The organism is Candidatus Chlorohelix allophototropha, assembly GCF_030389965.1.
In the GTDB taxonomy this organism is placed as follows: Bacteria; Chloroflexota; Chloroflexia; order Chloroheliales; family Chloroheliaceae; genus Chlorohelix; species Chlorohelix allophototropha.
Genome location: NZ_CP128399.1, coordinates 287160 through 313982, shown reverse-complemented (window position 1 = coordinate 313982; position 26823 = coordinate 287160). Strand labels below are relative to the sequence as shown.

Sequence of the window (26823 nt, the reverse complement as noted above, 5' to 3'; positions counted from 1 at the left end):
TCGCCCCTGCTTTTATATTTCGGTTCTAAAAATTATCTTGCTTGCGAAAGCCTCGGAAGGACATGCCGTTCGGTGGCTACGGCAATTTTTTCCACCTTGGGCATAAGTTTGGCAAAATTCTCCAGAGTTAGCGATTGCGGTCCATCGCTGAGAGCGTGGTCGGGGTTCGGATGCACTTCAATAATTAAGCCATCCGCGCCGCAAGCTATTGATGCCATCGCCATCGGTTCTACCAAATACCACTTTCCGGTGGCGTGGCTGGGGTCGGCGATTACCGGCAGGTGGCTCAACTTCTTCACCAACGGTACGGCGCTTAAGTCAAAGATATTGCGGGTCATTGTGTCGTAGCCTCGAATACCGCGTTCGCACAGCATTACTTCTTTATTCCCGGCGTTCAGGATGTATTCTGCCGCCAGCAACCACTCTTCAATGGTGGCGCTAATACCGCGCTTGAGCAAAACTGGCTTATTGCTACGACCGCACTCCTCCAGCAACAAAAAGTTTTGCATATTGCGCGCCCCTATTTGCAATATATCGGCATATTGCGCCACCAGTTCCACATCGGCGGGAGTCAGTACTTCGGTAATAACCGGAAGCCCGGTCTCGGCACGAGCGGTTGCTAGCAATTTCAACCCATCTTCTCCCATGCCGCGAAACTGGTAAGGAGAAGTGCGCGGTTTGAATGCTCCGCCTCGTAAGATGCGAGCGCCAGAAGCTTTAACAGCGCGGGCAGTGGTGACAATTTGCTCTTCGTTCTCCACTGAGCATGGACCTGCCATCACCACCACTTCTTCACCACCGATAACAACATCACCCACCTTAAAGGTAGTAGAAACCGGGTGAAATTCGCGACTGGCGAGCTTGTATTTTTTACTAACCGGTATTACCGATTCCACCGCTTCTACGGAACTCAACATATCGGCTAAATCCTGTCTGAAAGATGAGCCGACCACACCAACGACAGTACGTTCTGCACCAAAAATCGGGTGTGCAATCAAGCCCTGTTCCTCTATACGTTTAATAACTTCATGAATTTCATGTTCAGGGGTGCCGGTTTTCATCACTACAATCATCGAAGGCTTTCCTTTCTTGCCCTAGGTGATACAAGTTCCCCTAGGTTAACAACATGTGTTGTTAAAAATTATGAACGTTTTAATTATGAAAAAAACAAACCAATCTGGTTCGGCGGGTTTAGTAACGCCAACCACGCCAGCGTTCGGGGAATTTTATGCAGTGATGGGGTAAATTAACCGGGAAATAAAAAACCCCTCGCCCCTTATGTATCACTGCGCCTTGCTCCCTTGAGCTTGCAGTGTAAGGACGAGAAGCCTCAAAACCATCTCGTGGTACCACCTTACTTCGCCGCAGCATTCCTGCCACAACCTTGCCAACTACGCCCCCGCTCTGAAAAGTGGGTTGAATAGCCCGTCGCTGTAACGGGCGCACCCGGATGATATTACTTGCGATAGTTAATCGCTTTGTACCATCGACTCTAGAGGGAAATTCGCTTACAACCAGTGCTGCGGTTTCGCACCCACCAACCGCTCTCTGAAAGTTACCGGGCTGTGCTACTATGTCTCTTTCACCGTCAATAACCTTATTCGATTGTGGAAGATTATGGCATAATAGCATAGCCGTTGTCAATACTATTAAGGTAACGTTAACACTATAGGGTCGCCGTCGGTAATCGCTATGGTATGCTCAAAATGAGCCGAAAGTGAGCCATCTGCCGTCACTACCGTCCATTTATCGGGTTTGACGCGGGTCTGGTGAGTGCCTAGGTTAATCATCGGTTCAATCGCCAGCACCATACCGCGCCGAAGAGCCATTCCGCGGGTTTGTTGTCGGTTATGTGGCACGTTAGGGTCTTCGTGCATGCGATGTCCAACCCCATGACCGCAATAATCGCGGACAATGCCGTATCCGAACTGATCCACATAATCGGCGATAGCATTTGAAATATCAAACAAATAACTGCCAAGCCGCATCTTTTCGATAGCAATGTGCAGCGACTGCTCGGTTACTTCCACCAACTTTCGCGCTTCATCGGATACTTTTCCCACCATAAAAGTGCGAGCGGTATCCCCAACCCAATCCTTGTAGGTGGCGCCAATATCAATTCCGATAATATCGCCTTCTTTTAAAGCGCGTTTGCTTGGAATACCATGTACGATCTCTTCATTGAATGAGATACAAATTGTACTGGGATAGCCGTTGTAGCCTCTGAATTTCGGGTCATAGCCGCGTTGTCCGGGGTCATAACCTTTAAAAGTGGGGATACCACCCTGCGAACGGATTGTCTCCTCGGCGATTTTATCCAGTTCATTGGCGGTTACACCGGGGCGAATATATGTTGCCAGCACATCCAACGTGTGCCCTGCAATGCGCCCCGCTTCACGCATTTCGGCTATTTCGGCTTTCGATTTGCAGATAACCATCTTTCTAAAAATTTCCCTCTCAAAACTATACAAATTATTATTCGGGCATTTTGATTTTAAAAGATTTGGCAAGTCCTAATTTTTGCTTGTTCCGGTCAGATTTCTAATAAAGTTTACACCTGTCGCTATCAATTGGCTCTCCGGCGCTTTCTCAATAGCATCCAGCAAAGCGCTAGCACAAACCGCCCCATCCGCCAGCCCGGTAGCCTGAACGAAATGCGCATGGCTACTAATACCGAAACCTATTACCAGCGGTTTATCGCTAAAACTGCGTACCCGGTTTATGTATTCGGGCAGATAGTCGGGCAAGTTGGTACGCGCCCCGGTAACTCCGGTAATCGAAACGCAATAGATGAAGCCACTGGCAACCTCTGCCGCTTTGCGGATGCGCTCATCGGTGCTGGTAGGCGCAATAAACTGGATCAAGTCTATTTGCTTTTCGCGACACAAGCCTAACAATTCATCCGTTTCTTCCAACGCCAGATCGGGCACAATCAAACCATCAATCCCGACAGCCGCACATTCTTCAATATATCTGGCAGCGCCATACGAAAAAATCGGGTTAAAATAGCCCATAAAAAGCAAGGGTTTGTCGGTTTTCTGGCGAATCTCCCTTGCCACTTCAAAGCAAAATTGGCGAGTAACTCCATTTTCAAGAGCGATATGGCTAGCATGCTGTATAGTCGGACCATCTGCTAAAGGGTCGCTGAAAGGCACGCCCAGTTCCACCATATCGGCTCCGGCTTCCAGCAACGCCAGCGTTAACGGCACAGTATCCTCAAGATGCGGGAAACCTATAGTAACGTAGGCGATACACGCGCCGCGCCCTTCTGCCTTGATTTTTTCAAAAGCAGCCTTAATCCTACTCATTTTTTCTCACCCACTTGAGCCGGAGTTTCCTCTTTTTCGATTACCGAACTGGAAAGCAAAAATCCGGTAATGAAACAAGCGGTTGCAACACCAGCAGCCTGATAAACCTCGGCTCTCACTCCTTCATTTTTCACGCCCGGTAATCTGCCTATACCATCTGCCGCCACTACCGCACCTATAGAATAAACCCAAAATGCCGCCTCACGCGGTTTGTTGCGATGTGCCAAAATCCCAAGACCAAATGCCACATCTCGAACACCTATGGCACGAAGCAAAAAGTGGCTAGCTTCTGGGGCTTTTACGCCCATCACCTTGCTTAAAAACTTCGGTGAAACAATTCCGGTTATACCCACGCCTAGGGTTGCCAACCCTAATAATGAAGCGATTGCTTTTTTCATAACTTCTACATTCCCCTTATTTCAATAGTGCTACTACTTCATGAAAATCATCAAACTCGATGCAGGGTATATTAGCCTCGCGGCATAATTGTGCAAGATTACTGCCTGTCACTGCAAAAACTCGGTCGGCATGTTGGGCTGCCTGAAAATCATTGCGCCCGTCCCCCAGAAATATTACTTCTCGATCACCATATTCGCGTTTGAGTTTCTCTAGAACAAACACTTTATAATTCTCGCCTTCTTCAGGAGTCACCCCAATCGGTAACTTTACTTCCCAATGCCCGTTTAACTCGGCGGTATAGGAGTAGCATGGAATTTCCAATGGCAAGTAGGGCTTAATATAAAAATCTAGTCCACCACTTACAACCGCGAAATGAAATTCCTTCTCCTTGCAAAAGTCCACCAATTGTTCAAAACCGGCGCGATATTGCACCAATGGACGCACATAATCCAGCAGTTCACTCTCCGGTGTGGTAATCGGCTCGTAGCCTATCGCCATAAGCTCAAAATGGTTGAATTTGCCATCCCGAAAGTGCGGTATCAAATCTTCGCGCCAATCATAATCGAGATAGTGATCCCAGATTAAATTAGTAATGTCCTGTTCGGTAATTGTGCCGTCAAAATCACAAAGTAGCAACATTAGTGTAACTTCACCCCGAAAGCATCGGCTACCGTAAAAATATCTTTATCGCCACGCCCTGAAAGCGTTGCCAGAATAATACTATCTTTTGGCAAAGTAGGGGCGAGCTTTTTGACATAGCCCAAAGTATGCGAAGGTTCTAGCGCCGGGATAATCCCCTCGGTGCGACAGAGTAGTTTAAAGCCATCCAACGCCTCTTCATCGGTAATAGCTACATACTCGGCGCGTCCTATTTCTTTCAGGAAACTATGCTCAGGTCCAACACCGGGATAATCCAAACCCGCGCTGATACTATGGGTTTCAATTATTTGCCCGTTTTCATCCTGCAATAAATAAGACTTTGAGCCATGCAAAACTCCAACCCTACCCGCAACCAATGTGGCGGAATGTTTGCCGCTTTCCACCCCGCTGCCTCCGGCTTCCACCCCTATGAGCTTAACACCTGCATCTTCTACAAAGGGATAGAAAGTGCCGATAGCGTTTGAACCACCACCCACGCAAGCAAGCACATAATCGGGCAAGCGTCCGGTTTGTTCCTGAATCTGCTGACGAGCCTCGCTACCGATACAAGACTGGAAATCGCGCACCATCAATGGGTAGGGGTGCATCCCTACTGCCGAACCGATTAAATAATGGGTAGTATTCACATTAGTGACCCAATCGCGAATAGCTTCGTTGATAGCATCTTTAAGGGTTTTGCTACCGCTGGTAACGCTGCGGACTTCCGCCCCTAATAACTTCATCCTGAATACATTTAATGCCTGTCGCTGAATGTCCACCTCGCCCATGTAAACTACACATTCCAGCCCAAGCATGGCACAGACGGTAGCAGTAGCAACCCCATGCTGCCCTGCCCCGGTTTCGGCAATTACGCGCTTCTTTCCCATCCGCTTGACCAACAATCCCTGCCCCAGCGCATTATTAATCTTATGCGCCCCGGTATGCGCTAGGTCTTCCCGCTTCAGATAGACTTGCGCCCCGCCCAGTTCCCGGCTCAATCCCTTTGCATGGTAAAGAGCGGTCGGTCTGCCAATATAATCCTTCGCCAGTTGTTGCAATTCGGCATTAAAAGAAGGGTCTGCTTTAGCCGCCACATACGCTTCTTCCAATTCGGTAAGCGCGGGCATAAGAGTTTCGGGAGCGTATTTGCCGCCGAAACTACCAAAATGTCCATTCGCATCTGGGTAATTATAATGGCTTTCATCTCCGGTTTGCAGGTCAGCCAATTGGGTCATTTTTGCTCACTTCCTTAAAATGTTGAGTGATTTATCTTATTTTGCACGCTTAAAGCATGTTTCGCAAATTTTCTTATTTTTTCCAAGTCTTTTATACCGGGTTGATCGTCTTTTTCCACCCCACTGCTCACATCTACTCCCCATGGTTGCACTGCCGTTACCGCCTGCGCTACATTCTCAGGAGTTAGCCCTCCCGCCAGAATCAAACGCCAACGCCGCGCAATTTCCCGCGCAATCTCCCAATCCCCGCGCTCGCCTGTACCGCCATAAAAACCAGACTTGTAAGCATCCAGTAGAACGGTCACATTTTCCAGTTCAGCGTAGGGAGCAACAGCAGTAAGCGCCTCATCTAAAGTCAAGGGTGGCTTCAGCCGTATCGATTTTATCACAGGATGCACCTTAGCAACTGCCCGACATAATTCAACCGTTTCATCGCCTGCCAGTTGCAGGTAAGCCAGTGCGCATTTCTCAGCAGTTTCAACCATTTCAGCCACGCTTACATTCACGAAAAGCCCTACTGACTTTGGCGCATCTGGTAATTGCTGCAATACACTCAATATTTCGCGAGCCGTTTCTAATGTGAGGTAGCGAGGACTGGGCGGATAAAACACCAACCCCACGAAAGACGCTCCGGATTGTGCCGCCACTTGCACCGCTTCCAGTGTCTTTACCCCGCAGATTTTAACCTTAACTTTCGGCATTTCTAAACAGTTCGTGAATCATGGTTTGAAGCGCATGTATATCTAAGCCCTGTGCAGTTGAAGCCGCCCGCATCAGCGACTCTCCCACCAATGCCGCATGCACCCCTGTTTGCGCTAGTAAAACTATATCTTCATTCCGGGCTATCCCGCTCTCACTGACGATAATCTTACCCGATGGGATGTTCGGCACAAGCCGCGCGGTAGTCTGCAAATCAACCTCAAAAGTGTGCAAATTGCGGTTATTGATGCCGATTATATCTGCGCCAATAGACAAAGCGCGTTGCAATTCAGCCGCATCATGCACTTCTACCAACACGCCCAGTCCGAAGCTCTGCGCCTTTTCTTGGAGCATTGTAGCCGTTGCATCATCCAACGCTGCCATAATTAACAATATGGCATCAGCCCCATACGCCCGCGCTTGCAAGACCTGATATTCGTCAATTATAAAATCCTTGCGCAAAATAGGCACACGCCCGCCGCTACTCTTTTTTGCTACCTCTATGTAACTCAAATGACCTTGAAAAAACTTTTCGTCGGTAAGAACTGACATCGCGCTTGCGCCTGCCGCACTGTATGCCCCCGCGATTTTCTCAACGTCAAAATCAGGCGCTATCAACCCTTTGGAAGGAGAAGCCTTTTTAATCTCGGCTATCAATGCCACCGGAATAGCAAAGCGCGGTTTACGCAACGCCGCTGCAAAATCTAGCGGGGGCGGCAAAGCTTGCTCTCTCGCTAACAAGGCTTTTTCCGGCTCGGTCAATTTGGCTTGCGCTACTTCCAGCCGTTTTTGCTGGATTATTTCGGTAAGAATATCGCCCATATCAGCAAGCTCCTACGCTGCAAAGCTCTGGCTAACTGCTACCAGTGAGTTCAAACTGGCATAAGCTGCGCCGCTATCAATTGACTGAGCCGACATTTCGATACCCTGCCACATATCTCCGGCAAGGTCGGCAACCATTAAAGCCGCCGCCGCGTTAAGCAAAACCACATCCCGCTGTGCGCCTTTTTCGCCCTGCAAAATGCGCAGGGTAATCTCGCGATTCTGCTCGGCAGTGCCACCCAACATAGTATCTAACTCAGCCCGGTTAAAGCCAAAATCTTCGGGTTTGATAACCTGCTCATGCATATTACCATCGGCACGTACTTCATATAAGTGGCTGGAAGCGGCAATGCTAATCTCATCCATTCCATCCGAGCTACATGCCACAATCGCATGGTCACAGCCCAATCGCTTCAGAACGGCTGCCATCTTTGCGGCAATAGCCGGATCAGGTACGCCTAACAATTGTCGGCGCACCCTTGCCGGGTTCGTCAAAGGTCCAAGGATATTAAAGACGGTGCGGATGCCGATTTCACGCCGGACTGGACCAGCGTACTTCATGGAAGGGTGGAAAAGCGGTGCAAACATAAAACCGATGCCGGCTTTCTCAATGCAAGCAGCGACCTGTTCCGGTTTCAGATTGATATTTACCCCCAACGCTTCCAGCACATCGGCGCTACCGCAACGGCTACTGGCAGCCCGATTGCCATGCTTGGCAACTGCCGCACCTGCACCCGCAATTACAAAAGCGGCGGTAGTACTGATATTAAAGGTGTGCTTGCCATCTCCCCCTGTACCCACCACATCCACCAACGGGCGATTCAAGTTAGTGGGGGGGTGAACCACAGTAGCTTTCTCGCGCATCACCTGTGCAAGCCCTGCCACCTCATCCACCGATTCGCCTTTCATACGAAGGGCAGTCAGGAAGCTCCCCACCTGCGCGGGGGTTGCCTCTCCGGTCATTATCATTTCCATAGAGGCGGCAGCTTCTTCATAGCTGAGTGAATCGCCGTTTACCAGTTTCGCAATTGCTTCTCTAATCATTGTGCTTCTCTTTTATTGGGTTTGCTTTGCACTTAATTATTCAGCCGCTCTAACTAACCGATACCCATCCGCTGCTTTACTTCAGACAAGGTTTTAGCTGCAATTGGGCGAATTTTATCCGCGCCATCCTTCAAAATCTGCTCAACATAGCCCTCATCTTTGGAAAGCTCAGCATATTTCTCTTGAATGGGGCGCAAGCCTTCCACCACTACTTCAACCGTTGCTTTCTTGAGTCCGCCGTAACCTTGCCCGGCAAATTGCTCCTCAATTTCAGGGCGGGTTGGATTACCGGGCGCAAAAAGCTCATAGATGGTAAGCAGATTGTATAAGCCCGCCTGTTCCGGGTTAAATTTTATTTCTCTGCCGCTATCGGTAGTAGCCTTCATAATTTTAGACTTTATTACAGCAGGCGAGTCGAGCAGCATAATAGCGTTGTTTGGTCCACCGCTTTTGCTCATCTTCTTAGTAGGTTCATCCAGAGCCATTACACGTGCGCCCGAATCTCTAATCCACGGTTCGGGGACTTTGAAAGCTTCGCCGTACTCGCGATTGAATTTCTGAGCAATGTCGCGGGTCAATTCTACGTGCTGCTTCTGGTCATCGCCTACCGGAACGCCATCCACCTGATACAACAGAATATCCGCCGCCATCAGCATGGGGTAAGCCAGCAAACCTACGCTGGATTGTTCTTTTTTATCCGCGCTCTTTTCTTTATATTGAGTCATGCGACTTGCCCAACCAAGCGGGGTCAGGCATTGGAAAATCCAGCCCAATTCGGCATGCTCTTTGATATGCGATTGCACGAAAATTGCCACTTTATTTATATCAAGCCCACAGGAGATATAAATTTTAGTCAGGCTGCGGATGCGATTTCGCAATAATTCCGGGTCTTGTGGCACGGTAATGGCGTGCAAATCTACGATACAATAAATGCTCTCGTCAGTATTATAATCAACTACCCAGTTGCGAATTGCGCCCAGATAGTTGCCGATATGCATATCACCGCTAGGTTGGATACCGCTAAAGGCACTTTTGCCCATTCTATGACCTCGCTAGTTTTTAATTGATAAAAAGTTACGGAGTAAATCTTTACCGTTTTCGGTTAAAATGCTCTCCGGGTGGAACTGAACGCCGTGAATCGGATATTGGCGATGCCGCAAGCCCATAATCAAACCGCTCTCTGTAGAGGCAGTCACTTCCAATTCGGAAGGCAGGTCACTTTGGCGCACCACCAGCGAATGGTAACGAGTCGCCTTAAAATTCTGCGGAATACCCGCAAACACGCCTTCCCCGTTGTGATGAATCGGGCTGACTTTGCCATGCATCAGTTCAGGAGCGCGTTCCACTGTACCGCCAAAAACCTCACCGATTGCCTGATGCCCCAAGCAAACTCCGAGTATAGGTATTCCGGTACCAAATTGCCGGATAACATCTTCACTTACTCCTGCATCTTTGGGTTCGCCGGGACCGGGCGAAATAACGATGCGCGCTGGCTTTATGCGGCTGATTTCATCGAGGGTAATGGCATCATTGCGGTACACCAACACTTCTTCGCCAAGCTCGGCAAAATATTGCACCAGATTATAGGTAAAGGAGTCGTAATTATCAATCATCAACAGCATACACGCCACCTACCCTTAAAAATATATCCTAAAATACTTCATGCCAACTTTTCCACTTCATCAAGCGCTTTGAGCATCCCGTAAGCCTTGTTCAAGGTCTCCTGATATTCCTTCTCAGGGTCACTATCGGCTACGACCCCACCACCCGCCTGAACATGCGCCACCCCATCTTTTAATACAATGGTACGAATAGCAATAGCGGTATCAAGGTTACCGCTGAAGCTGAAATAACCCACCGCCCCCGCGTACAAACCGCGTTTGTCGTTCTCTAATTCTGCGATTATTTCCATCGCCCTGATTTTGGGTGCGCCGCTGACCGTTCCAGCAGGAAAGCACGCGCTCAACGCCTCGTAAGCAGTCATATCCGATTTCAGTTGACCTTCCACATGAGAAACAAGGTGCATAACATGCGAGTAGCGTTCTACATCCATTAATTGGGTAACCTTCACCGTACCCGGCACGCTCACCCGCCCAATGTCATTTCGCCCCAAATCCACCAACATCACATGTTCGGCACGCTCTTTTTCATCGGCAGCGAGGGTTGCGCCCAACTCGCGGTCTTCTTCGTCACTACCGCCACGCCGCACCGTTCCGGCAATCGGGTGGGTGCTAACCACGCCGTTCTCGACTTGCACCAGCAATTCCGGCGATGCTCCGATAATATCAACTTCAGGAAAGTGCAGATAATACATATAAGGTGAGGGGTTTACCGCCCGCAACGCCCGATAAAGGTTGATGGCTTTTGCGCTGGTTGGGCGTGAGAGACGCTGGCTAGGTACAACCTGAATAATATCCCCGGCGCGAATATATTCTTTAGCCTTCTCAACCCGCTCTATATACTGTTCTTTAGTAACGTTGCTGGTTACAGCCCCATCACTAAAGCCTTCCATCTTCCCCTTAATCAGTTCAAGTGGTAAAGGACCTTCGAGACGCTCAACTTGTTTCTCGATACGCGCTATCGCATCCTTATAGCTGGCTTCAATTTCCTGATCGCTACCATCCAAATGCACATGTGAGACTATTTTGATGCGCCTTTTTAGATGGTCAAAAACCAATACGGTATCACAAAACACGAAAATGCCCTCTGGAATACCAAGTCCATCATTTTCAGGAGAGGGTAATTTCTCGAAATAGCGCACCGTCTCATAGGTCAGGTAACCCACTGCCCCACCGTAAAAACGGGGCAGTTCTTTGGTCAACTCAGGGATTTCCACCAGTTCATAGGCGCGGAGGTAACTAGAAATAACTTGAAGTGGGTCATCATAGTTAATGCTTTGCTTATAGCCATGTTGGCGAGCATTTGCCACGCCCTTATCTAAGCGCAAAGTCAGGTAGGGGTTGTAACCCATAAAACTGTAACGCGCCAGACGTTCCCCACCCTCAACGCTTTCCAGCAAAAAGCTGTGCGGCTCATCACGACACACTTTCAGATAGGCTGAAACGGGCGTTTCAAGGTCTGCAAAAATCTCGCGGTATACCGGGGTGATATTCCCTTTGCCTGCCAGTGTTTTTACCTGTTCAAGGCTGGGTATGTATTGACCGCTCTGCATAGCTATACCTCATTTACTCAATTTGCCGTATAAAACAAAAAACCCCACATCCCATAAAGGGACGGGAGTAAACCTTACTCTCGTGTTACCACCCTTCTTCAAGCTGCCTTCACAGAACAGCTTCTCAACGGGTACGGGCTGTTACGCCGATACCTTTCCCCTGTAACGGAGGGACTCCGGCAAAGCCTACTTGGGTAAACGTTCGGTTTGCAACTCCCAGATCCATTCAGCCTACGCGCCAGCGCCCGCTCACACCTTACCGGACTCTCTGAAGCTTCGCTTTCAAGCTTACTCGTTCTGTTCATAGTTTTTCAAAAGGTCACTATTTAACTGTAGAAAAATATAACATCCCTTTTCCGGTCTGTCAACTACCCCGAAGCAAAACACAAAAGCAATTAAAATACCTTAACAACATTTGACAAAATTTTCACATGGGGTTAGAATCCAAATTATACATAGGGTATCTTAACTGCTTAAAATCTCATCTGAAAGGCTACCAAACTACGGCAACGATGCGTCGTTAATGTATCGTGAGTTTGCCTGTTATGGAGGGCGCGTCCTATCAGAAATTATAATCAATACTTTAAAGATTACTCCGACTTTAGCGAGCCTATAAAATTACCAAAACGCTTGCCAGAACAGCATTGTCCTCGTTGTGGTAATAATTTTCCGGGTGGGTTGCAGCGTTGTACCGCATGTGGGCTTGAAGCAGAAAAAGCGCGTAACGAACCCGAATCTGCCCTTCCATGGGTAGGCTACGACCGGGGTGTAATTGTCTGCAAATCTTGTGAGAATGAAAATTCGGATGAGACGGCAAGGCGTGGTCTTGTTCAGAAATGCGATCTCTGCCACAAGGTTATCTATATACCTTCCGGGTTACATTCCCCTTACTACGAAGCCAATATTGCGAGAAGGCAGGTCTCCGCAAGAGCTACACCGGGATTCTCCGAGTTCCTATATCAAGCTCAGGATTTTCTGGCAGCCGCTTTCAACAAATACTGGCGTAGTAAAAGACGCTGGGTTTTACCTGCTATTATTCTTGGGTTTTTGGCTTTTATGTTGGCGGGCAATCTATTTCTATTCAAGGGCAAAACCGATGCTACTCCAGTAGCCACTACCCCTGCTATGAAATATTACCAGCAAGTTCTACCGGTGCGTGGCAATATAACACAAGCAATTGAAAACTTCCGTATCACTGCCGGAGATGTGCCGGATAAAAGCAACTTTACCTATTGGCGTAACCCTAACAACAAAGAACGTTTTGTACGTGCTTGTGATGAAACCTTGAAGGTGATTGAGAGTACAATTAATCAACTCAGGGTTATGAAAGATCAGGGGTTAGTGCCACCCGAAGCGGAAATACATCAGCAACGAATGCTGGATATGTTATATACCCGTCAGATGTATTACGCTCGACTTAAAGATGGTTTGAACACCAATAACCAAACGCTCTGGAATTCAGCCTTTGACCTAAAAAATCAAATGACCGATACTTTCTCCAGTGAAAATGCCGCGCTTGAAAATTTGCGCGATGTGGTGTTAAACAGCAAGAATGCGAGTAAATAACTTTCCAATCAAACGGCTTTTAATCCTCACATTACTTGTAATGGTGTTGGGAATTATAGCCGTTTTTATATTCTTAACGCCGGTTACTGCCGGAAATAATATCCTCTTGCAAGCTACAATTACTGCGGTTGCCCCAACTCCCTCGCCTATACCACCGACACCTACGCCGCTACCTACGCCAACTCCAAAACCTGAAAGCCCCAAAACCGAAGGGGGTGGACCTCCTGCCATACTCATTCTTGCCGGAATCTTCCTGTTACTGGTAATATTATCAGTGACGGTGCCTTTTATGCGTACCCGCTCGAAAAGATAGTCTTCATTTCGAAAACAAGGAGGAAACTATGGAGGCTAGAAAAAAAATGGAACTCGCCGATAGCCCTATTGCTAATGGAAAATTAGCACAAGATATAGCTAGTAAGATTGGTAAAAAAAGCAAAAAACACAGTATCCTTAGCATAGGAAGTTATAATAGCATACTCTCAATCGGTAGTTTCAATAGTGTACTCTCCATTGGCAGTTCCAACAGTATTCTATCTATTGGTAGTTCGTTCAGTTTGCTATCATTAACCAGCATTGCAAGTTTTGGCAGCATTTTGAGTTTTGCCAGTTTTCTTAGCTTCTTCAGTGCGCTCAGTACACGCGGAATTGCCTCCTTCCGCAATTCACCTCTCAAAAGGAGTGAAAGCCATGGAAAACAAAATTAGTGGGAAATGCCCACATTGCAGCAGCACCAATCTTGCCAGTGAACCTGTTTATCCTTTCGATGAAACTGAAATGATTTATGATTATGACGATGAAGAGGAAAGCGAAACTCTGATAGCAGTTTTTTGTGTAACCTGCGGTCACTATTTGGGAGCAGTTGAGAGCGAATTGCGGCAAGGAAAGCGCGACTGGCACTCAACAATGCTCAATGAATTTAAACGTGCGATTTACAAAGCGTAAGATACCTTGCCAAAGATAAGTTGCTTGAATCTACACCGCATTATTTTCTCTCCAAATAACTGGGCTTGTGTTTTGCGCTTTTGATATGACCGGGCAAGGCACGTCCTAACAACCCTTCAACCGTGCGAGACACTTCAATAAGCGCGGGAACATTCACGCCTGTCTCGACACCCATTTCCTCTAGCATAAAAACCAAATCTTCGGTACAGACGTTACCCTGTGCACCGGGCGCAAAGGGACAACCACCCATTCCTCCTACTGAACCATCAAAGCGATTCACTCCCAGCTGAAGCGCCGCCAACACGTTTGCCAATGCTAAACCGCGCGTATCATGAAAGTGCACACCGAGTTTATCCACCGGGATATGCTCAAGATGCATAGCTAGCAACTCGCTAACTTGTTTAGGATGCGCGCAACCAATAGTATCGGACAAAATCACTTCATCCGCCCCCATCGTCAAGAATTTCCGGCTAACCTCTAGAACATTTGCGAAAAGTATTTCTCCTTCGTAAGGGCAACCGAAAGCAGTGGATACATACGCCGTAATCTGAATCCCATCTTGACGCGCCTGGGCAATTATGGGACGGTAGTTTTCCAGCGACTCATCCACGCCAGCGTTCATATTTTTGCGGTTAAAAGTCTCGCTAACACCCGTAACGATGTTAACCGAATCCATCCCAGTTGCTTTGGCTCGTTCATAGCCCTTCATATTCATAACCAATGCCTGGTAACTAATACCCGGCAAACGAGTAATAAGGCGACCTACCTCATCACTATCTGCCATTTGCGGAACCCATTTAGGGCTTACAAAAGACCCGTATTCAATGCTTGTCAAACCCGCTTGCGCCAGTGCATTTACCAGCGCGATTTTATCTGTTGTAGAAACAGGCGCTTTCTCGTTCTGCAACCCATCGCGAGGACCAACCTCATGAATTTTAGCGGTTTTAGGTAATTTCATAATTCCCTTCTGGCTGAATTAAACACTTATTTGCTAATGGAACAATTATTAGAATGGCTTCCTCAGTTTGTCAAAATATGGCGAAGTGTTTTAGTAACTCGCTTGATTGGGCAGGGCTATTGCAAGAAACGTTTTTAGGGCAATAACCTGCTGCTCCCGCCGGAAAAAAGTAGAGAGGGGTTAGTTCAAGAGAACACCCCTTGCGGCCTCGGCAGGCATCCCACTGCCTGCCTGTGCCCTGAAAGGATATGAACCCGTATGGTTACACTCCCCTTCCGAACTTGCATCCGCCCTGCTCGAAAAGGTATTTCCATGCACACTCTTGTTCAGAACTGTTATAATAGGCTAGTTTGAAAAGGCGAAGTGAATTTCAGGGGAGTAACCGGGTAGGATGATGGGAGACAAAAACCATCCACAGTCTTTTGAGTGGGAAAGCAGCGAAAATAAAAGCGGTTTTGAAGCATCTGATGAACATCTGATGCAATTGGCGCGTGGGCATAATGATCGCGCTAAAGTGTACTATGAAGCCGAACGGTTCGCGGATGCGGAAGCAGAGGTGCGTAAAGCCCTTGAATACGCCCCTAATTGGCCCGCCCTTCACGATAACCTCGGCACAATTTGCGCTGAACAAGGTAATTACCAAGATGCCTTGATGCACTATGTACAGGCACTCCGTCTTGACCCCAAACGCCCCGAAGTTTTATACAATTTGGGTTATTTTTTGCTTCAGAACGGATTAGATACCGCCCACTTTTTTCTTGAAAAAACGCTTGACACAGACCCCAACTATCCCGATGCCTGGCGAGTTATGGGCGAAATTCTCTACGAGCGTGGTGAAATTTCCAAATCGATTTCATCTCTGGGAAAAGCTATCCAGCAAAAAACAGAGGATACCCGTGCCCGTTTTAAGCTCTCTGATATTTTCTGGGAACAAGGCGACTATCACCAATCGGCGCAACAACTTGAGTCTATCCTAAAAATAGACTCTAACGACCAGATTGCATGGCATAATCTGGGACTGTCTGCCATTATGCTAGAAGAATCCGAGCGCGCCGAAACCTCCTTGCTTAAGGCTATAGAAATTGACCCCGAATATTTGCTGGCACATTACCACCTAGCTTGTTTTTATGCCGAAAATTTCAGAATAAGTGAATCGCTTTACCATTTGGGACGTGCTGCGGCATTAGATACCGAAGGAGTGCGCGAGTGGGCGTTGGAAGACGATAAACTCGATCACTTGCGAGGAAACCCCCGCTTTGATGAGATTCTGAACGGACATGACCTGCCCCCCCGATAAGAAACCAGAAAAAACTAACATAACTCTAACACTTGATAGATAGAGTATGCTGGCAAAATATGAAACTTTCAAAACTGGCAGCGCGTAAGTTCTTATTACAGATAACCTGATTAGTGAACCTTTTGTTAGTGTTTGCTTGAACAGGCTTTATGCAAATGGCTTTTTCAAATAAGGTTTGTTATAATTGAAGGGGTATTTTCAGTTAATGAAACCGATTTTTGCTTTTTTATATAAAAATACCTGACCATTATGGTCATAATAATAATTCACTTCTGCCCTGCTCAAAGCTCCCCTCGTCTTGGCAGCGCGGAAAGGCAACCAGTTAATTCCCTGACCCGGGAGCCGGGCGAAGTGACAGCGGAGGTTATTTATGGGTGAAAATAAATGGTTAAGGAACAGTTTCGTCTACCTGATAATCATGGTAGCCGTACTTGCACTGTTCTTCACCATTCTGGGTAATGGTAGCAAAGATAGTAACAACACCATTACATTAGGTGAAGTTATCAGAACTGCCGCAGACCCAAATCAAAGCAGCAAAATCAAAGAAATTGTCATTACCAACGATAGTGATGTTGGTAGAATCCGATACACCGATGGCACCGAAAAAGTTTTCCGCCGTGAGACCGGTGTTACCGATTTCGGTTCTTTGCTACGCAACGCCGGAGTTGACCTGACTAAATCCAGCTTTAACCTCAAAGTAAACGAGTCTTCCCAGTGGGGTGGTATTCTTAATACCCTAACCTTCTTGCTCCCTACTCTGTTATTCATTGGGGTGCTGGTATTTATGATGCGACAGGCGCAAGGTAGCAACAATCAGGCGCTTTCTTTTGGCAAAAGTCGTGCCCGTATGTTTATGGGCAACAAGCCCAGCGTAACCTTCAACGATGTTGCCGGTGCGGATGAAGCCAAGCAAGAATTGGCAGAAGTGGTGGAATTCCTCAAATATCCTGATAAATTCGCTGCATTGGGAGCGCGTATCCCTAAAGGCGTGTTGTTGGTAGGTCCTCCGGGCACTGGTAAGACCTTGCTATCCAAAGCGGTGGCAGGCGAAGCAGGCGTACCCTTCTTCAGCATCAGCGGTAGTGAATTTGTAGAAATGTTTGTGGGTGTGGGCGCAAGCCGCGTGCGTGACCTGTTTGATCAGGCTAAACGCAATTCGCCCTGCATTATCTTCATCGACGAAATTGACGCGGTAGGTCGCCAACGTGGCGCTGGTCTGGGTGGAAGCCACGATGAACGTGAGCAAACTCTAAACCAGATTCTGGTGGAAATGGACGGCTTTGATAGCAATACCAATGTAATTATGATAGCCGCTACCAACCGCCCTGACGTGCTTGACCCTGCGCTATTGCGTCCCGGTCGCTTTGACCGACAAGTAGTACTGGATCGCCCTGACATTCGCGGTCGTATGGCTATTCTGGATGTGCATTCACGCGGCAAACCGTTCGACAAGGAAGTTTCAATGGAAACTCTGGCAAAACAAACGCCGGGTTTCAGTGGCGCAGACCTTGAGAACCTAATCAATGAAGCGGCTATTCTGGCAGCCCGCCGCAACAAGAAAAGCATCAGCATGAGCGAGTTGGAAGAAGCAATTGACCGTGTTATCGCCGGACCTGAACGCAAAAGTCGTGTGATTTCTGACAAGGAAAAAGCGATTACTGCTTACCATGAAGTTGGTCACGCTTTAGTCGCGCGTATGCTGGCTAATGTAGACCCGGTTCACAAAATCTCGATTATACCGCGTGGTATGGCGGGTGGTTATACTCGTGTACTGCCAAGCGAAGACCGTTTCTTAGGCACCAAAGCGCAATTTGAAGATCAAATTGCTTGGGGTCTGGGTGGTCGCGCTGCCGAAGAAATTATCTTCAACGAGATTTCCAGCGGCGCAAGCAACGACATTGAGAAATCAACCGATATGGCGCGTCGAATGGTAACTCAATACGGTATGAGCAAAAAGCTTGGTCCTGTAGCTTTTGGTCAAAAAGATGAACTCATCTTCCTCGGACGCGAAATCAGCGAGCAGCGCAACTACTCGGATGAAATCGCCTACGAGATCGATAAAGAGGTTCGTTCAATAATTGACGCTAACTACCAACGCGCCAAGAAGATTTTGGGCGAAAACCGCGAGAAACTCATTGAGGTTGCTGAGTTATTAATTCAGCGCGAAACTCTCGAAGGGGAAGATTTCGAGGCAATGTTTGACACCAAACGCCCTGAACCTAAGCCGTTGTTCCGCGTAGAGCCAGCTGCCCTAAACGAAGGTCAGGCAGCAGCAGCTATCTACAAAGACCAGATCATTCCGGGAGCTTTACGCCCTGCCACCGGTTCGGCATAGAAGTAACACAAATTTATCGAAACGAGGAGCGAGTGCAATATCTCGCTCCTTTTTTATTTAAGCTGCCAGTTCGGCTTCATTCTCTACTCGAACATAGAATAGGAATTCATACACATTCTGGTTAGGGGCGTAGTTGCGGTTATCGCGATTCTTATCGGCACGGAAGCGGCGATAAGTAAGGCGATGGGTTTCTACTCTGCCACGCATCCCAAAGATGCGCTCAATCTCTTTCGGGCTTAAAAAGCCTTCATCGTTATAACTCAAGATAATGTGGCGCGCGCGTGCGTGGCTTACCAAGTCGGTAAATGCCCTTTCTACTTCTAGCTTCAGGCAATAGCGGCTGCGTTGGTGCTCATAAGGGCGTAGCCCGGTTTTACCCTTTAGTTCGGGGTTATCGCCAAGCGCCACCGTTTCAAGCAAATGGTAATTAGTGGCATATTGGCGACGATTATAGGGCGGGTCAAGATACAGCACATCACAATCAAGTTGCGGGATCAACTGGTTCGCATCGCTACAGAATACTTTGTGGGGCTTATCGCCGGGAATAATCACAGGGGTTTTCAGTTTTAAGGGTTTACGAGCAGTTGTTTTTAGATGTTTCAGAAACGCACCATAAACACTGGCTGTATTCGCCACGCTATCCAACGCATCTAGCAATGCCGCCAATAGTAAATAATACTCATCCTCGTTTACCAACTCTGCAACTTTCCAAGTTTCCAATGTTTGCCGAATCGCATCGCAGCTTCGCCCGTTTTCATCGGAAAAATAGTTGCGCGAATGTTCCGAATCTTTGGTGCCACCATAGCAATAATTGTTGAAGACAAAACCTGTATCAATCCCCGATAGCGAATTCAGCCAATCTACTACTTTTAGTAAAGGCAACCGCAAATTGTATTCTTTATCGCCGGAAAAGGAGGGTAAAGGTGGTTGGATTTGAACCTGACGTTCTGAAATTTGTGGGTAAGCCTTTAAAAGCAGTTCGAAGGTAGGATATTGATTGCATCCCAAAAAGGCTTTGCCCAGTACATAGGAATAATACTGCCAATCGTTTGAAACAACCTGAAACCCCAAACGCTTGGCAAATTGCCCCACTGCGGTTGTACCTGAAAACAGGTCGCAAAAAACCCCGCCGTTAAGCTGTTTGGCATCGAGAAGATTCTGAATAAAGGGAAGTAAAGACCACTTGCTGCCGATATAGTTCAATTATGCGCCCTCTCCCGAACAAAAACTGAGCCATGCTTATGTAAACTTATTATAATGTGAGGAGCATGATTATGTCAATACAATCTCAGCAAGATTATTTCTCGAATTGAAACTCTACTTTCCAAGCGATAATACCCGCTGCATAAAAAAGGGGACGTAAATAACTACGCCCCACCAAACAGCCCAAATAAATTTTATGCAGCTATCAAGCTTGTCCTTCTTTTTGCTCGTCCGCTTTCTTCCCCAAACCCATCTTTTGTTTGAGCGCATCAAGCTCGGAATCTAGGTCGTCATCCGGCAACTTATTAATTTCGGCTTCAGTTTGAGCCGCCTTTACTTCAGCGCCACCCATCTGGCTCAAAGCCTCCTGCGCCATAATTTTGCGCTCCATGCGAGAAGAAGCTCCGGTATTAATTCCGGTAATAGGGTCTTTTTCTCCATACACCTTATTAGTCAGCTTTGCCATACCGTAACGAGCCAAAAGGGTCGGTTTGTTACTTTGCAACTCATTGTATTTTTGCCGCAACAGGGTCATTTGAGAGCGCAGTTGTTCTTGTATCTTCTTCTGCTCTTCGTATTGAGCCTGATAAGCATTAGCTTCTTCGTCCGCTTGAGCCTGCATCCGCAAGGCTTCCCGCGCCAAATCTTCACGATTCGCCTTCAAAGCACGCTCGGCTTTTTGCTCCCAATCTTGCCCTTTACGCCGAGCTTCCTGTGCCTGCAAATCCAGCATTTTTGCCTGAGTAGCAGCGCCTGTAACGGTATTTTCAGCTTCCTTGATGCTATCTTCCATCTCCAAAATAAAATAGTTCAACTGGCGCTCTGGGTTTTCAGACTTCTCCAGCAAATCATTTACATTTGCCTTGACAATCATCGTCACGCGGTCAATAATTCCTGCCATAAATTACCCTCCATTCCAATAATGAGGAAGTCAGCTTTTATTTTCAATAAGCCTGTTCATTTACTATTAATTGTCTACGCTTTTTGTGGGCTAAAGTTTCCTGAAACCAGTGGCGAAATCTGAGCGGTATCTGATCTACCGGGAGGGACGTTAGGTGGAATCTGGCTGGAACCCTTATGCAAATTTTTGGACAAATTATCTAGACGAGTGGCAGTTTCACGGCTCTTCTCTGAAATTTTCACCGCTTCATTCGCTATTTGTAAAAGGAGGCTAAGCCCGTTAGCAGTTTGCTGCGTACCACTACGTTGTTGTTGAGAAGCGCCGGAAATCTGTCGGGAAAGCACCGTAGCGTGCTGTGTAACCTCAATAACCTGTGCTGTTCGCTGGCTGGCAATAGTCAAGCTGTCAACCGCCTCGCGACTCTGATCACGGCTTTGCTCTATCCGATCAAGTACACTTTCCACTATTTTACGCAAACGCGAAATAACCTTCTGAACTTGCAAGCTACCACTTCTGGCACGTCCGGCAAGTTGATTGACCTCGTTAGCCACCACAGCGAACCTATGACCATATTCTCCGGCGCTACTGGCTTCAATTGTAGCATTTACCGCCAGCAAATGAGTTTCTTCGGCTATCTCTTGTAACACCTCAGAAAGTTGGTTAATTTCTTTTGATTGGGCTGCCATTTCGGTGGTCTGTTCTACCAATCCCTCAAGACTTATTTGCAAATCTGCCAGTTCTTCCAAGCTGGTATTCAAGGAATCTTGCCCAACCTCTGCCGATCTCAAACTCTGTTCGGTACTTTGCAAAACCCGATAAGCTGATTCGGCAATGATTTCTGCGCTTCGATTTAATTGATCTACAATTTTGGATAATTCACTGAGCTGCATAAATTGCTGGGAAATACTGGCGCTTTGTTCAAACGCTATTGCGCTCAACTCTCCGGCAGAATCGGCTAAAGCGTTCCCGGTTCCAAGTTCACGCTGTTGCACGCTCTCCAGTGCTTCCTTTTGCTGCGAAAGAAGATCATTTTGCAACTGTAATCGTTCCTGTAACAACACAAGATGGTTGGTAAATATCCCGATTGCCACAATCACCAAGCACCATAATACAACCATGCCATTATCATAGTTGGTTAATATAACGCTATGCAAAAGTCCAACAGGAATTACAATTAACTGTATCGGTAGGCTTGCCGGCAAATGCTTTATAACCGTGAAGGGGCTTTCAACACCTAAAAGATAATCCCTTAAAATGATTAACCCATAATTGGATATAACCCATGCAGAAAATGCCAGCAAAACAGCCACTAGTTGCTGCCCGGTTAATTTTTCAATATTGGTAGAACCAAACAAACGGAAGGTGGCAGCCCCTGCAAAAAAAACCAGATTAAACATTATAAAACCGTAAAAAGTGCGCCAGTTTCCCCGGCTAGTAGGAAGCAGATAGTAGTATACCGCTACAATAATAAATGCAAACACCGGTAAAAGAATAATCGGCAAGGTCAACATAGCCGAAAAAATAATAGTGGTAGCAATACTAAAGCGGGTTCCTGCTACCTGAATATTCATTAGCCCCAATGCCAGCACCAATACCAGATCAATCAGAAACTTCCAGAAAACTTGATTGGTGTAATTATTACCGGCTGAGTTACCGTAAAACCACCAGATTGTAATAGCAAGTATAGTCAAAATACTTGTTATAGAATAAACCAGTAATTTTGAAACAGCAGGTTTTGGTAGCTGAGTCTGATTAGCAGTCATTATTTGTCCCAATGCTTGTGGTTTAAACGATTGTCAATAAGTGGCAGGATTATAATATCGGTCTTACCGGAGTCAAGTCAATAGGCTATTTTGAAAACCCGCGGAATTTTAAAGTCAAAAGCCCCTTTCAAATCCCAGAAGATCAGAAGAAAGGGGCTTGCATAATAGTTCAGACCTATCAGGCTACTTCTTCGCCTAGATAGGTTCGCCTTACTGCTTCGTTGGATAGCAAGTTTTGACCGCTATCTTCAAGAACAATCGAACCGGTTTGGAGTACATAGCCGCGTGCCGCGATACTGAGCGCAGCAAGGGCGTTTTGCTCTACCAGCAGAATAGTTGTACCTTGGTTGTTAATATCAAGAATAATCTCAAAGATTTGTTCCACCAACTTGGGAGACAAACCCATACTCGGCTCATCCAGCAACAGAATCGAAGGTCTAGCCATCATGGCACGACCTATTGCCAACATTTGCTGTTCGCCACCGCTCATAGTTCCGGCTTTTTGCTTAATACGTTCTTTCAAGCGTGGAAACAAGCCGTATACTTTTTCTAAATCCTCTTGGATACCTGCCTTGTCATTTCGAAGAAACGCACCCATCTCCAAATTTTCCAGCACGGTCATGCGAGAGAAAATTTTGCGCCCCTCAGGAGAATGTGAAATACCCTTCTTGACCACCTCCTGCGCATCAATACCGTCCAAGCGCTCACCCTTAAGGTAAATATGCCCTGTACGGGGTCTGATGAGACCAGAAATGGTCTTCAAGGTGGTTGTTTTTCCTGCTCCGTTTGATCCAATTAGGGTAACAATTTCTCCCGGATTAACAGTAAGCGAAATGTTCCGAAGAGCCTGGATATTGCCATAAAAACTGGAAACTTTATCAAGTATCAGTAACGTCTTGTTGTCAACAGTCATTTATGCTTACCCTCTATTTTTGTTCATCTTTGTTCTGAGAATAGGCTTTTCCGAGATAAGCCTCTACCACTTCAGTATTTGCCTTTATTTCTGCGGGCAGTCCCTCTGCGATTTTCTTGCCAAAGTTCAGCACTGTAACCCGATCGCTAATTTCCATAACCACCTTCATATCGTGCTCAATCAACAGTACGGAAATCTCGCGGTCATGCCGTAACTGATCGATAAAACGGGTAAGGCGGGCTGTTTCGTTAGGATTCATACCGGCAGTTGGCTCATCGAGCAACAGCAACTTGGGATCGGTAGCAAGGGCGCGTCCAATTTCCAGACGGCGCTGATCGCCATAAGAAAGGTTTTTTGCAAATTCCTCGCCCTTACCACCCAAATCTACGTATTCGAGCAAGTCGAGCGCCTTTCTGTATGCCGCTTTTTCCTCTTTTACAACCCGTGGAGGTCGGAAGATAGCCCCTAACAACCCGGCTTTCAGGCGATAATGTTCCCCGACCATCACATTCTCAAGCGCGGTCATATTGGAAAATAGCCGAATGTTCTGAAAGGTGCGGGCAATACCACGCTGAGTTACCTGATGCGGCTTCAGCCTTTCCAGTTGCTTACCATCAAAAGTGATTTTACCGGTTGTAGGTTCATAAATTCCGGTTACAAGGTTGAAAAAGGTAGTTTTACCGGCTCCATTAGGTCCGATAAGACTAACGATGCTTCGAAGTGGAATTGTAAAATCCACCTTCTGAACTGCTACGATACCCCCAAAGTTCTTAGATATACCAGCAGCTTCTAATATATTTACGCTCATATATTCCCACCAAGAGCCGATCTACTTGTTTTTGTGTTTCTTGTCATGTTTATCCTGAATTGTTGACTCAGTTACAGAAGGATTGAAGGTTAGGGAATGGCTCTCTGCCATTTGTTCCAGAGGGTCTTCCGAACCGATCAACATCGGCTGCATATCTTTGCTAGAACCAGCATGCAATTCCATCTTGCGCCGTCCACTTGGGAATATACCTTCCGGGCGTACCAACATCATTGTCACCAGAATCAGACCAAACAGCAGCAAGCGGGAGTTCGTAGCCACATTAGTCAAAATATCCTTCAGAATATTTGGATCAGTGATTCTGACTCCATCTACCAATTTAGAATCAAGCTGAATACCGTCCGCCACTTTACGAACTTGCTCAGTAAAAAATGGTATAAAGTAACGGTCGGTCATGGCTAAAGCCGCGGCGCCGAAAATTACGCCCCATAGGTTGCCCAGACCACCGAGAATAATCATTGACAGCACGAAAATCGAAACGTCAAACTTGAATTGGGAAGGATTGGCTGAACCTAAGCTGTTAGCGAAAATTGCCCCGGCAAAACCGGAGAACGAAGCGCCCAAACCGAAAGCCAGCAATTTGGTTTTTACTAAGTCAATACCCATCGCGGAAGCCGCTACTTCATCTTCGCGCATTGCCATCCATGCTCTACCTATACGTGAATCTATAAGCCTTCTTATCATAAATATTGAGAAGAAGACTACCACTAGAGCAATCAGATACCATGCCTCGATAGTCGATGAAGAAAACTGGAAGTCAAACAGTTTGGGTTGCTGCAATCCCGCCAGACCGGTGTCACCACCTGTCAATTGGGTGAGGTTGTTAAAGGTAATCGGAACAATTTCGCCGAAGCCAAGTGTAACGATTGCCAAATAATCGCCGCGTAGACCAAGAGTAGGAGCACCCAATAATACGCCGAAAAGAGCCGCCATCAAAAAGCTGATAGGAAGCGCTACCCAAAAATTAGTGTGAAAAGGCGTATCATATAACTTGCTCTGGGATGCAGTGAGAAAACCCATCGTGTAACCACCGATGGCAAAGAAGGCGGCATAACCTAAGTCAAGCAACCCGGCGTAGCCTACCACAATATTCAAGCCTAGCGCCAACAGTATAAAGATGAGGGTACTGTTAACTGCCGAGAAAGTATCTGGGAATACCGTAGGTCCAAAGTTTCCGAGAATAGGTTTTGCCACGAAAGGCAATGCCAAAAAGAAAACCGCCAGCACGAAGAACCCGACTAATTTGGTGTTTCCGCCTTGAAACCGAGCAAAAGGATTTGGAGCTTTACCGGAAGGCGTAGATTGTGGTTTTGTTTGGGTATTGGTATCTGCCATAGCTTACACCTTCTCCTGCACGTTGTCGCCCAAAATACCTGTAGGGCGGAATACCATCACCAACACCAGAATTACAAACACGGATACCGCCGCCCAAACTGACAGGTTAAGGTAATTAAAAGTAAGCTGGAATACACTAGACTGGCTAATCGAATAAATCAGACCGATAAACAAGCCGCCCAATACTGCCCCGTTCACGTTGCCGATACCGCCTAGCACCGCCGCAGTAAAGGCGAACAACCCGTTCACAAAGCCTAGGTCATAGCGTACAGTGCCCTGAACCTGATAAATTCCGTAAATCACGCCTGCTGCACCTGCCAGCGCCCCACCTAACAAAAAGGCGAAGCTTATAGTGCCTTCAATACTGATGCCCATCAAAGCTGCGGCTTCCCGATTTTGTGCCACCGCCCGCATCGCTTTCCCTGTTCTGGTGCTATTGATTAAATAGCGTAACCCCAGTAAAAGGACACCAGCGCCGACTAGTACCAGAATTGCGGTTACCGGAAAGGTAATAAGGGTATCGTTTCGACCGATAATGTCACTTATTAGGTCAACGTTTGACACTCTGGAGGAGTTAGGGAATAACAGCGGGTAGCTCTTGGGAGTGGAGCTATTGAGATACAATGCAATATTTTGCAGAATAAACGAAACCCCGATAGCAGTAATTAAGGGGGCAAGGCGCGGAGCATTGCGCAACCGTTTGTAAGCAATGCGATTGATTGAATAGTTTAACAAACCGCACACCACCATCGCAATAATAATTGCCAGCAATACTGCAAATATCACGAAAAATACAGAAGTACTAGCGCTAACCGGGCGTCCTTCTTTGGCACCCAATAAGGTAGTCAGTACGGCATAACCCACCAGCGATCCCATCATAAATACATCGCCGTGTGCAAAGTTAATCAACTCAATGATACCGTAAACTAGGGTATAGCCAAGTGCCACCAGCGCAAAAAGTGAACCGCTCAATAAGCCGTTAATAATTACGCTTATTACGCTATCATAGCGGGGAGCTTCTTTAAATAATTGTTCTGCTATCAGCGGTAAAATCAGCGAAATCAGAACAATTCCACCGAACACCAACCAACCCTGTTTCTGAGAAATAGTTTCGCGTAGGACAGCAGCCCGAACTGGATCGGATTTATCATAAACAGGCAGAATATAAGCAGCAATCAGAATTGCCGGGCTAACGCCCATAAGTAGAACCGTTAAGGCTACATTCAATAATGAACCGGGTAGGTTAGCGGGCCAGGGGGTTGAATTATCCTGAATGGCGTTGAAAATAAAATAAAGCACGGTTATAACAGGCAGCGCATAAAAAGCGGCAGTTCGTAACCAACGCGCGTTATAACCCTTTTTTACCAACAGGTGTGCGCCATAAGCACCTGATCCTGCCCAAAGTAGGAGGAGTAGAAGCTTTACAATGATTTCCATCCTATATTGTATTTCCTATTCCACTAGTA

General features: G+C 47.0%; 27 protein-coding genes and 2 other annotated features. Of the genes, 5 read left to right on the top strand and 22 right to left on the bottom strand.

Features of this window, described 5'->3' with window-relative positions:
- Positions 1–32: 32 nt before the first annotated feature.
- From aroF to trpE, 13 genes are all read right to left on the bottom strand, one after another.
- Positions 33–1073, bottom strand: a complete 1041-nt coding sequence (gene aroF / locus OZ401_RS01405) for a 3-deoxy-7-phosphoheptulonate synthase (RefSeq protein ID WP_341468927.1) — start codon at positions 1071–1073, stop codon at positions 33–35.
- Between the two features lie 118 nt (positions 1074–1191).
- Positions 1192–1353 carry a hypothetical protein gene (locus OZ401_RS01400; protein ID WP_341468926.1) on the bottom strand — a complete coding sequence of 54 codons (162 nt, stop codon included), beginning with the start codon at positions 1351–1353 and terminating at the stop codon, positions 1192–1194.
- Positions 1314–1595 (bottom strand) — a binding site (T-box leader). It overlaps the preceding gene by 40 nt.
- A 54-nt stretch (positions 1596–1649) precedes the next feature.
- A complete protein-coding gene (gene map / locus OZ401_RS01395) occupies positions 1650–2438 on the bottom strand; it encodes a type I methionyl aminopeptidase (protein ID WP_341468925.1) in 789 nt (262 codons plus the stop codon).
- Positions 2439–2513: 75 nt separating this feature from the next.
- Entirely contained in the window at positions 2514–3308 is a 795-nt protein-coding gene (gene trpA / locus OZ401_RS01390; protein WP_341468924.1) for a tryptophan synthase subunit alpha, read from the bottom strand.
- Positions 3305–3706, bottom strand: coding sequence for a DUF4267 domain-containing protein (locus tag OZ401_RS01385; protein ID WP_341468923.1), 402 nt, complete (start codon positions 3704–3706; stop codon positions 3305–3307). The genes trpA and OZ401_RS01385 overlap by 4 nt, the downstream gene beginning before the upstream one ends.
- A 16-nt stretch (positions 3707–3722) precedes the next feature.
- Positions 3723–4346 carry an HAD-IB family phosphatase gene (locus tag OZ401_RS01380; RefSeq protein ID WP_341468922.1) on the bottom strand — a complete coding sequence of 208 codons (624 nt, stop codon included), beginning with the start codon at positions 4344–4346 and terminating at the stop codon, positions 3723–3725.
- Positions 4346–5581, bottom strand: a complete 1236-nt coding sequence (trpB, locus tag OZ401_RS01375) for a tryptophan synthase subunit beta (RefSeq protein WP_341468921.1) — start codon at positions 5579–5581, stop codon at positions 4346–4348. Before trpB ends, OZ401_RS01380 begins: the two co-directional genes overlap by 1 nt.
- Before the next feature lie 14 nt (positions 5582–5595).
- Positions 5596–6282 carry a phosphoribosylanthranilate isomerase gene (locus OZ401_RS01370; protein ID WP_341468920.1) on the bottom strand — a complete coding sequence of 229 codons (687 nt, stop codon included), beginning with the start codon at positions 6280–6282 and terminating at the stop codon, positions 5596–5598.
- Positions 6269–7102: an indole-3-glycerol phosphate synthase TrpC gene (gene trpC, locus OZ401_RS01365; protein WP_341468919.1), complete on the bottom strand. Its 834-nt coding sequence runs from the start codon at positions 7100–7102 to the stop codon at positions 6269–6271. The genes OZ401_RS01370 and trpC overlap by 14 nt, the downstream gene beginning before the upstream one ends.
- Before the next feature lie 12 nt (positions 7103–7114).
- Positions 7115–8146 carry an anthranilate phosphoribosyltransferase gene (gene trpD, locus OZ401_RS01360; RefSeq protein ID WP_341468918.1) on the bottom strand — a complete coding sequence of 344 codons (1032 nt, stop codon included), beginning with the start codon at positions 8144–8146 and terminating at the stop codon, positions 7115–7117.
- Between the two features lie 53 nt (positions 8147–8199).
- The gene (trpS, locus tag OZ401_RS01355) at positions 8200–9186 is read right to left on the bottom strand and encodes a tryptophan--tRNA ligase (protein ID WP_341468917.1); all 987 of its coding nucleotides are present in this window, start codon (positions 9184–9186) and stop codon (positions 8200–8202) included.
- A 12-nt stretch (positions 9187–9198) separates the two neighbouring features.
- A complete protein-coding gene (locus OZ401_RS01350) occupies positions 9199–9768 on the bottom strand; it encodes an anthranilate synthase component II (protein WP_341468916.1) in 570 nt (189 codons plus the stop codon).
- Between the two features lie 38 nt (positions 9769–9806).
- Positions 9807–11318 (bottom strand): anthranilate synthase component I, encoded by a 1512-nt coding sequence (trpE, locus tag OZ401_RS01345; RefSeq protein ID WP_341468915.1) that lies wholly within the window; start codon positions 11316–11318, stop codon positions 9807–9809.
- 54 nt (positions 11319–11372) lie between these two features.
- Positions 11373–11632: a binding site (T-box leader), on the bottom strand.
- A 316-nt stretch (positions 11633–11948) separates the two neighbouring features.
- Here trpE and OZ401_RS01340 point away from each other — a divergent pair.
- Positions 11949–12884 (top strand): hypothetical protein, encoded by a 936-nt coding sequence (locus OZ401_RS01340; protein ID WP_341468914.1) that lies wholly within the window; start codon positions 11949–11951, stop codon positions 12882–12884.
- Positions 12871–13197, top strand: coding sequence for a hypothetical protein (locus tag OZ401_RS01335; protein WP_341468913.1), 327 nt, complete (start codon positions 12871–12873; stop codon positions 13195–13197). Before OZ401_RS01340 ends, OZ401_RS01335 begins: the two co-directional genes overlap by 14 nt.
- A gap of 150 nt (positions 13198–13347) precedes the next feature.
- Here OZ401_RS01335 and OZ401_RS01330 read toward each other — a convergent pair whose 3' ends face one another.
- Positions 13348–13545, bottom strand: coding sequence for a hypothetical protein (locus OZ401_RS01330; protein ID WP_341468912.1), 198 nt, complete (start codon positions 13543–13545; stop codon positions 13348–13350).
- 26 nt (positions 13546–13571) lie between these two features.
- On the opposite strand from OZ401_RS01330, the gene OZ401_RS01325 reads away from it, so the two are divergent.
- Entirely contained in the window at positions 13572–13826 is a 255-nt protein-coding gene (locus OZ401_RS01325) for a hypothetical protein (protein ID WP_341468911.1), read from the top strand.
- A 40-nt stretch (positions 13827–13866) separates the two neighbouring features.
- On the opposite strand, the gene OZ401_RS01320 is transcribed toward OZ401_RS01325, so the two are convergent.
- Positions 13867–14784, bottom strand: coding sequence for a hydroxymethylglutaryl-CoA lyase (locus tag OZ401_RS01320; RefSeq protein ID WP_341468910.1), 918 nt, complete (start codon positions 14782–14784; stop codon positions 13867–13869).
- 391 nt (positions 14785–15175) lie between these two features.
- Here OZ401_RS01320 and OZ401_RS01315 point away from each other — a divergent pair, with 391 nt between their 5' ends.
- Both OZ401_RS01315 and ftsH read left to right on the top strand, forming a co-directional pair.
- Positions 15176–16081, top strand: a complete 906-nt coding sequence (locus OZ401_RS01315; protein ID WP_341468909.1) for a tetratricopeptide repeat protein — start codon at positions 15176–15178, stop codon at positions 16079–16081.
- Positions 16082–16451: 370 nt separating this feature from the next.
- Complete coding sequence (gene ftsH / locus OZ401_RS01310) at positions 16452–18416, top strand: ATP-dependent zinc metalloprotease FtsH (protein WP_341468908.1); 1965 nt, start codon at positions 16452–16454, stop codon at positions 18414–18416.
- A gap of 57 nt (positions 18417–18473) precedes the next feature.
- Here ftsH and OZ401_RS01305 read toward each other — a convergent pair whose 3' ends face one another.
- From OZ401_RS01305 to OZ401_RS01275, 7 genes are all read right to left on the bottom strand, one after another.
- A complete protein-coding gene (locus OZ401_RS01305) occupies positions 18474–19619 on the bottom strand; it encodes a DNA adenine methylase (protein ID WP_341468907.1) in 1146 nt (381 codons plus the stop codon).
- A gap of 205 nt (positions 19620–19824) precedes the next feature.
- A complete protein-coding gene (locus OZ401_RS01300; RefSeq protein ID WP_341468906.1) occupies positions 19825–20520 on the bottom strand; it encodes a PspA/IM30 family protein in 696 nt (231 codons plus the stop codon).
- 74 nt (positions 20521–20594) lie between these two features.
- Positions 20595–22283: a methyl-accepting chemotaxis protein gene (locus tag OZ401_RS01295; protein ID WP_341468905.1), complete on the bottom strand. Its 1689-nt coding sequence runs from the start codon at positions 22281–22283 to the stop codon at positions 20595–20597.
- A 178-nt stretch (positions 22284–22461) separates the two neighbouring features.
- Entirely contained in the window at positions 22462–23196 is a 735-nt protein-coding gene (locus OZ401_RS01290) for an ABC transporter ATP-binding protein (protein WP_341468904.1), read from the bottom strand.
- Positions 23197–23209: 13 nt separating this feature from the next.
- Positions 23210–24004 (bottom strand): ABC transporter ATP-binding protein, encoded by a 795-nt coding sequence (locus OZ401_RS01285; RefSeq protein WP_341468903.1) that lies wholly within the window; start codon positions 24002–24004, stop codon positions 23210–23212.
- A 21-nt stretch (positions 24005–24025) separates the two neighbouring features.
- A complete protein-coding gene (locus OZ401_RS01280; RefSeq protein WP_341468902.1) occupies positions 24026–25357 on the bottom strand; it encodes a branched-chain amino acid ABC transporter permease in 1332 nt (443 codons plus the stop codon).
- 3 nt (positions 25358–25360) lie between these two features.
- On the bottom strand, positions 25361–26794 hold the full coding sequence (locus tag OZ401_RS01275) for a branched-chain amino acid ABC transporter permease (protein WP_341468901.1): 1434 nt from the start codon (positions 26792–26794) through the stop codon (positions 25361–25363).
- Positions 26795–26823: the final 29 nt, after the last annotated feature.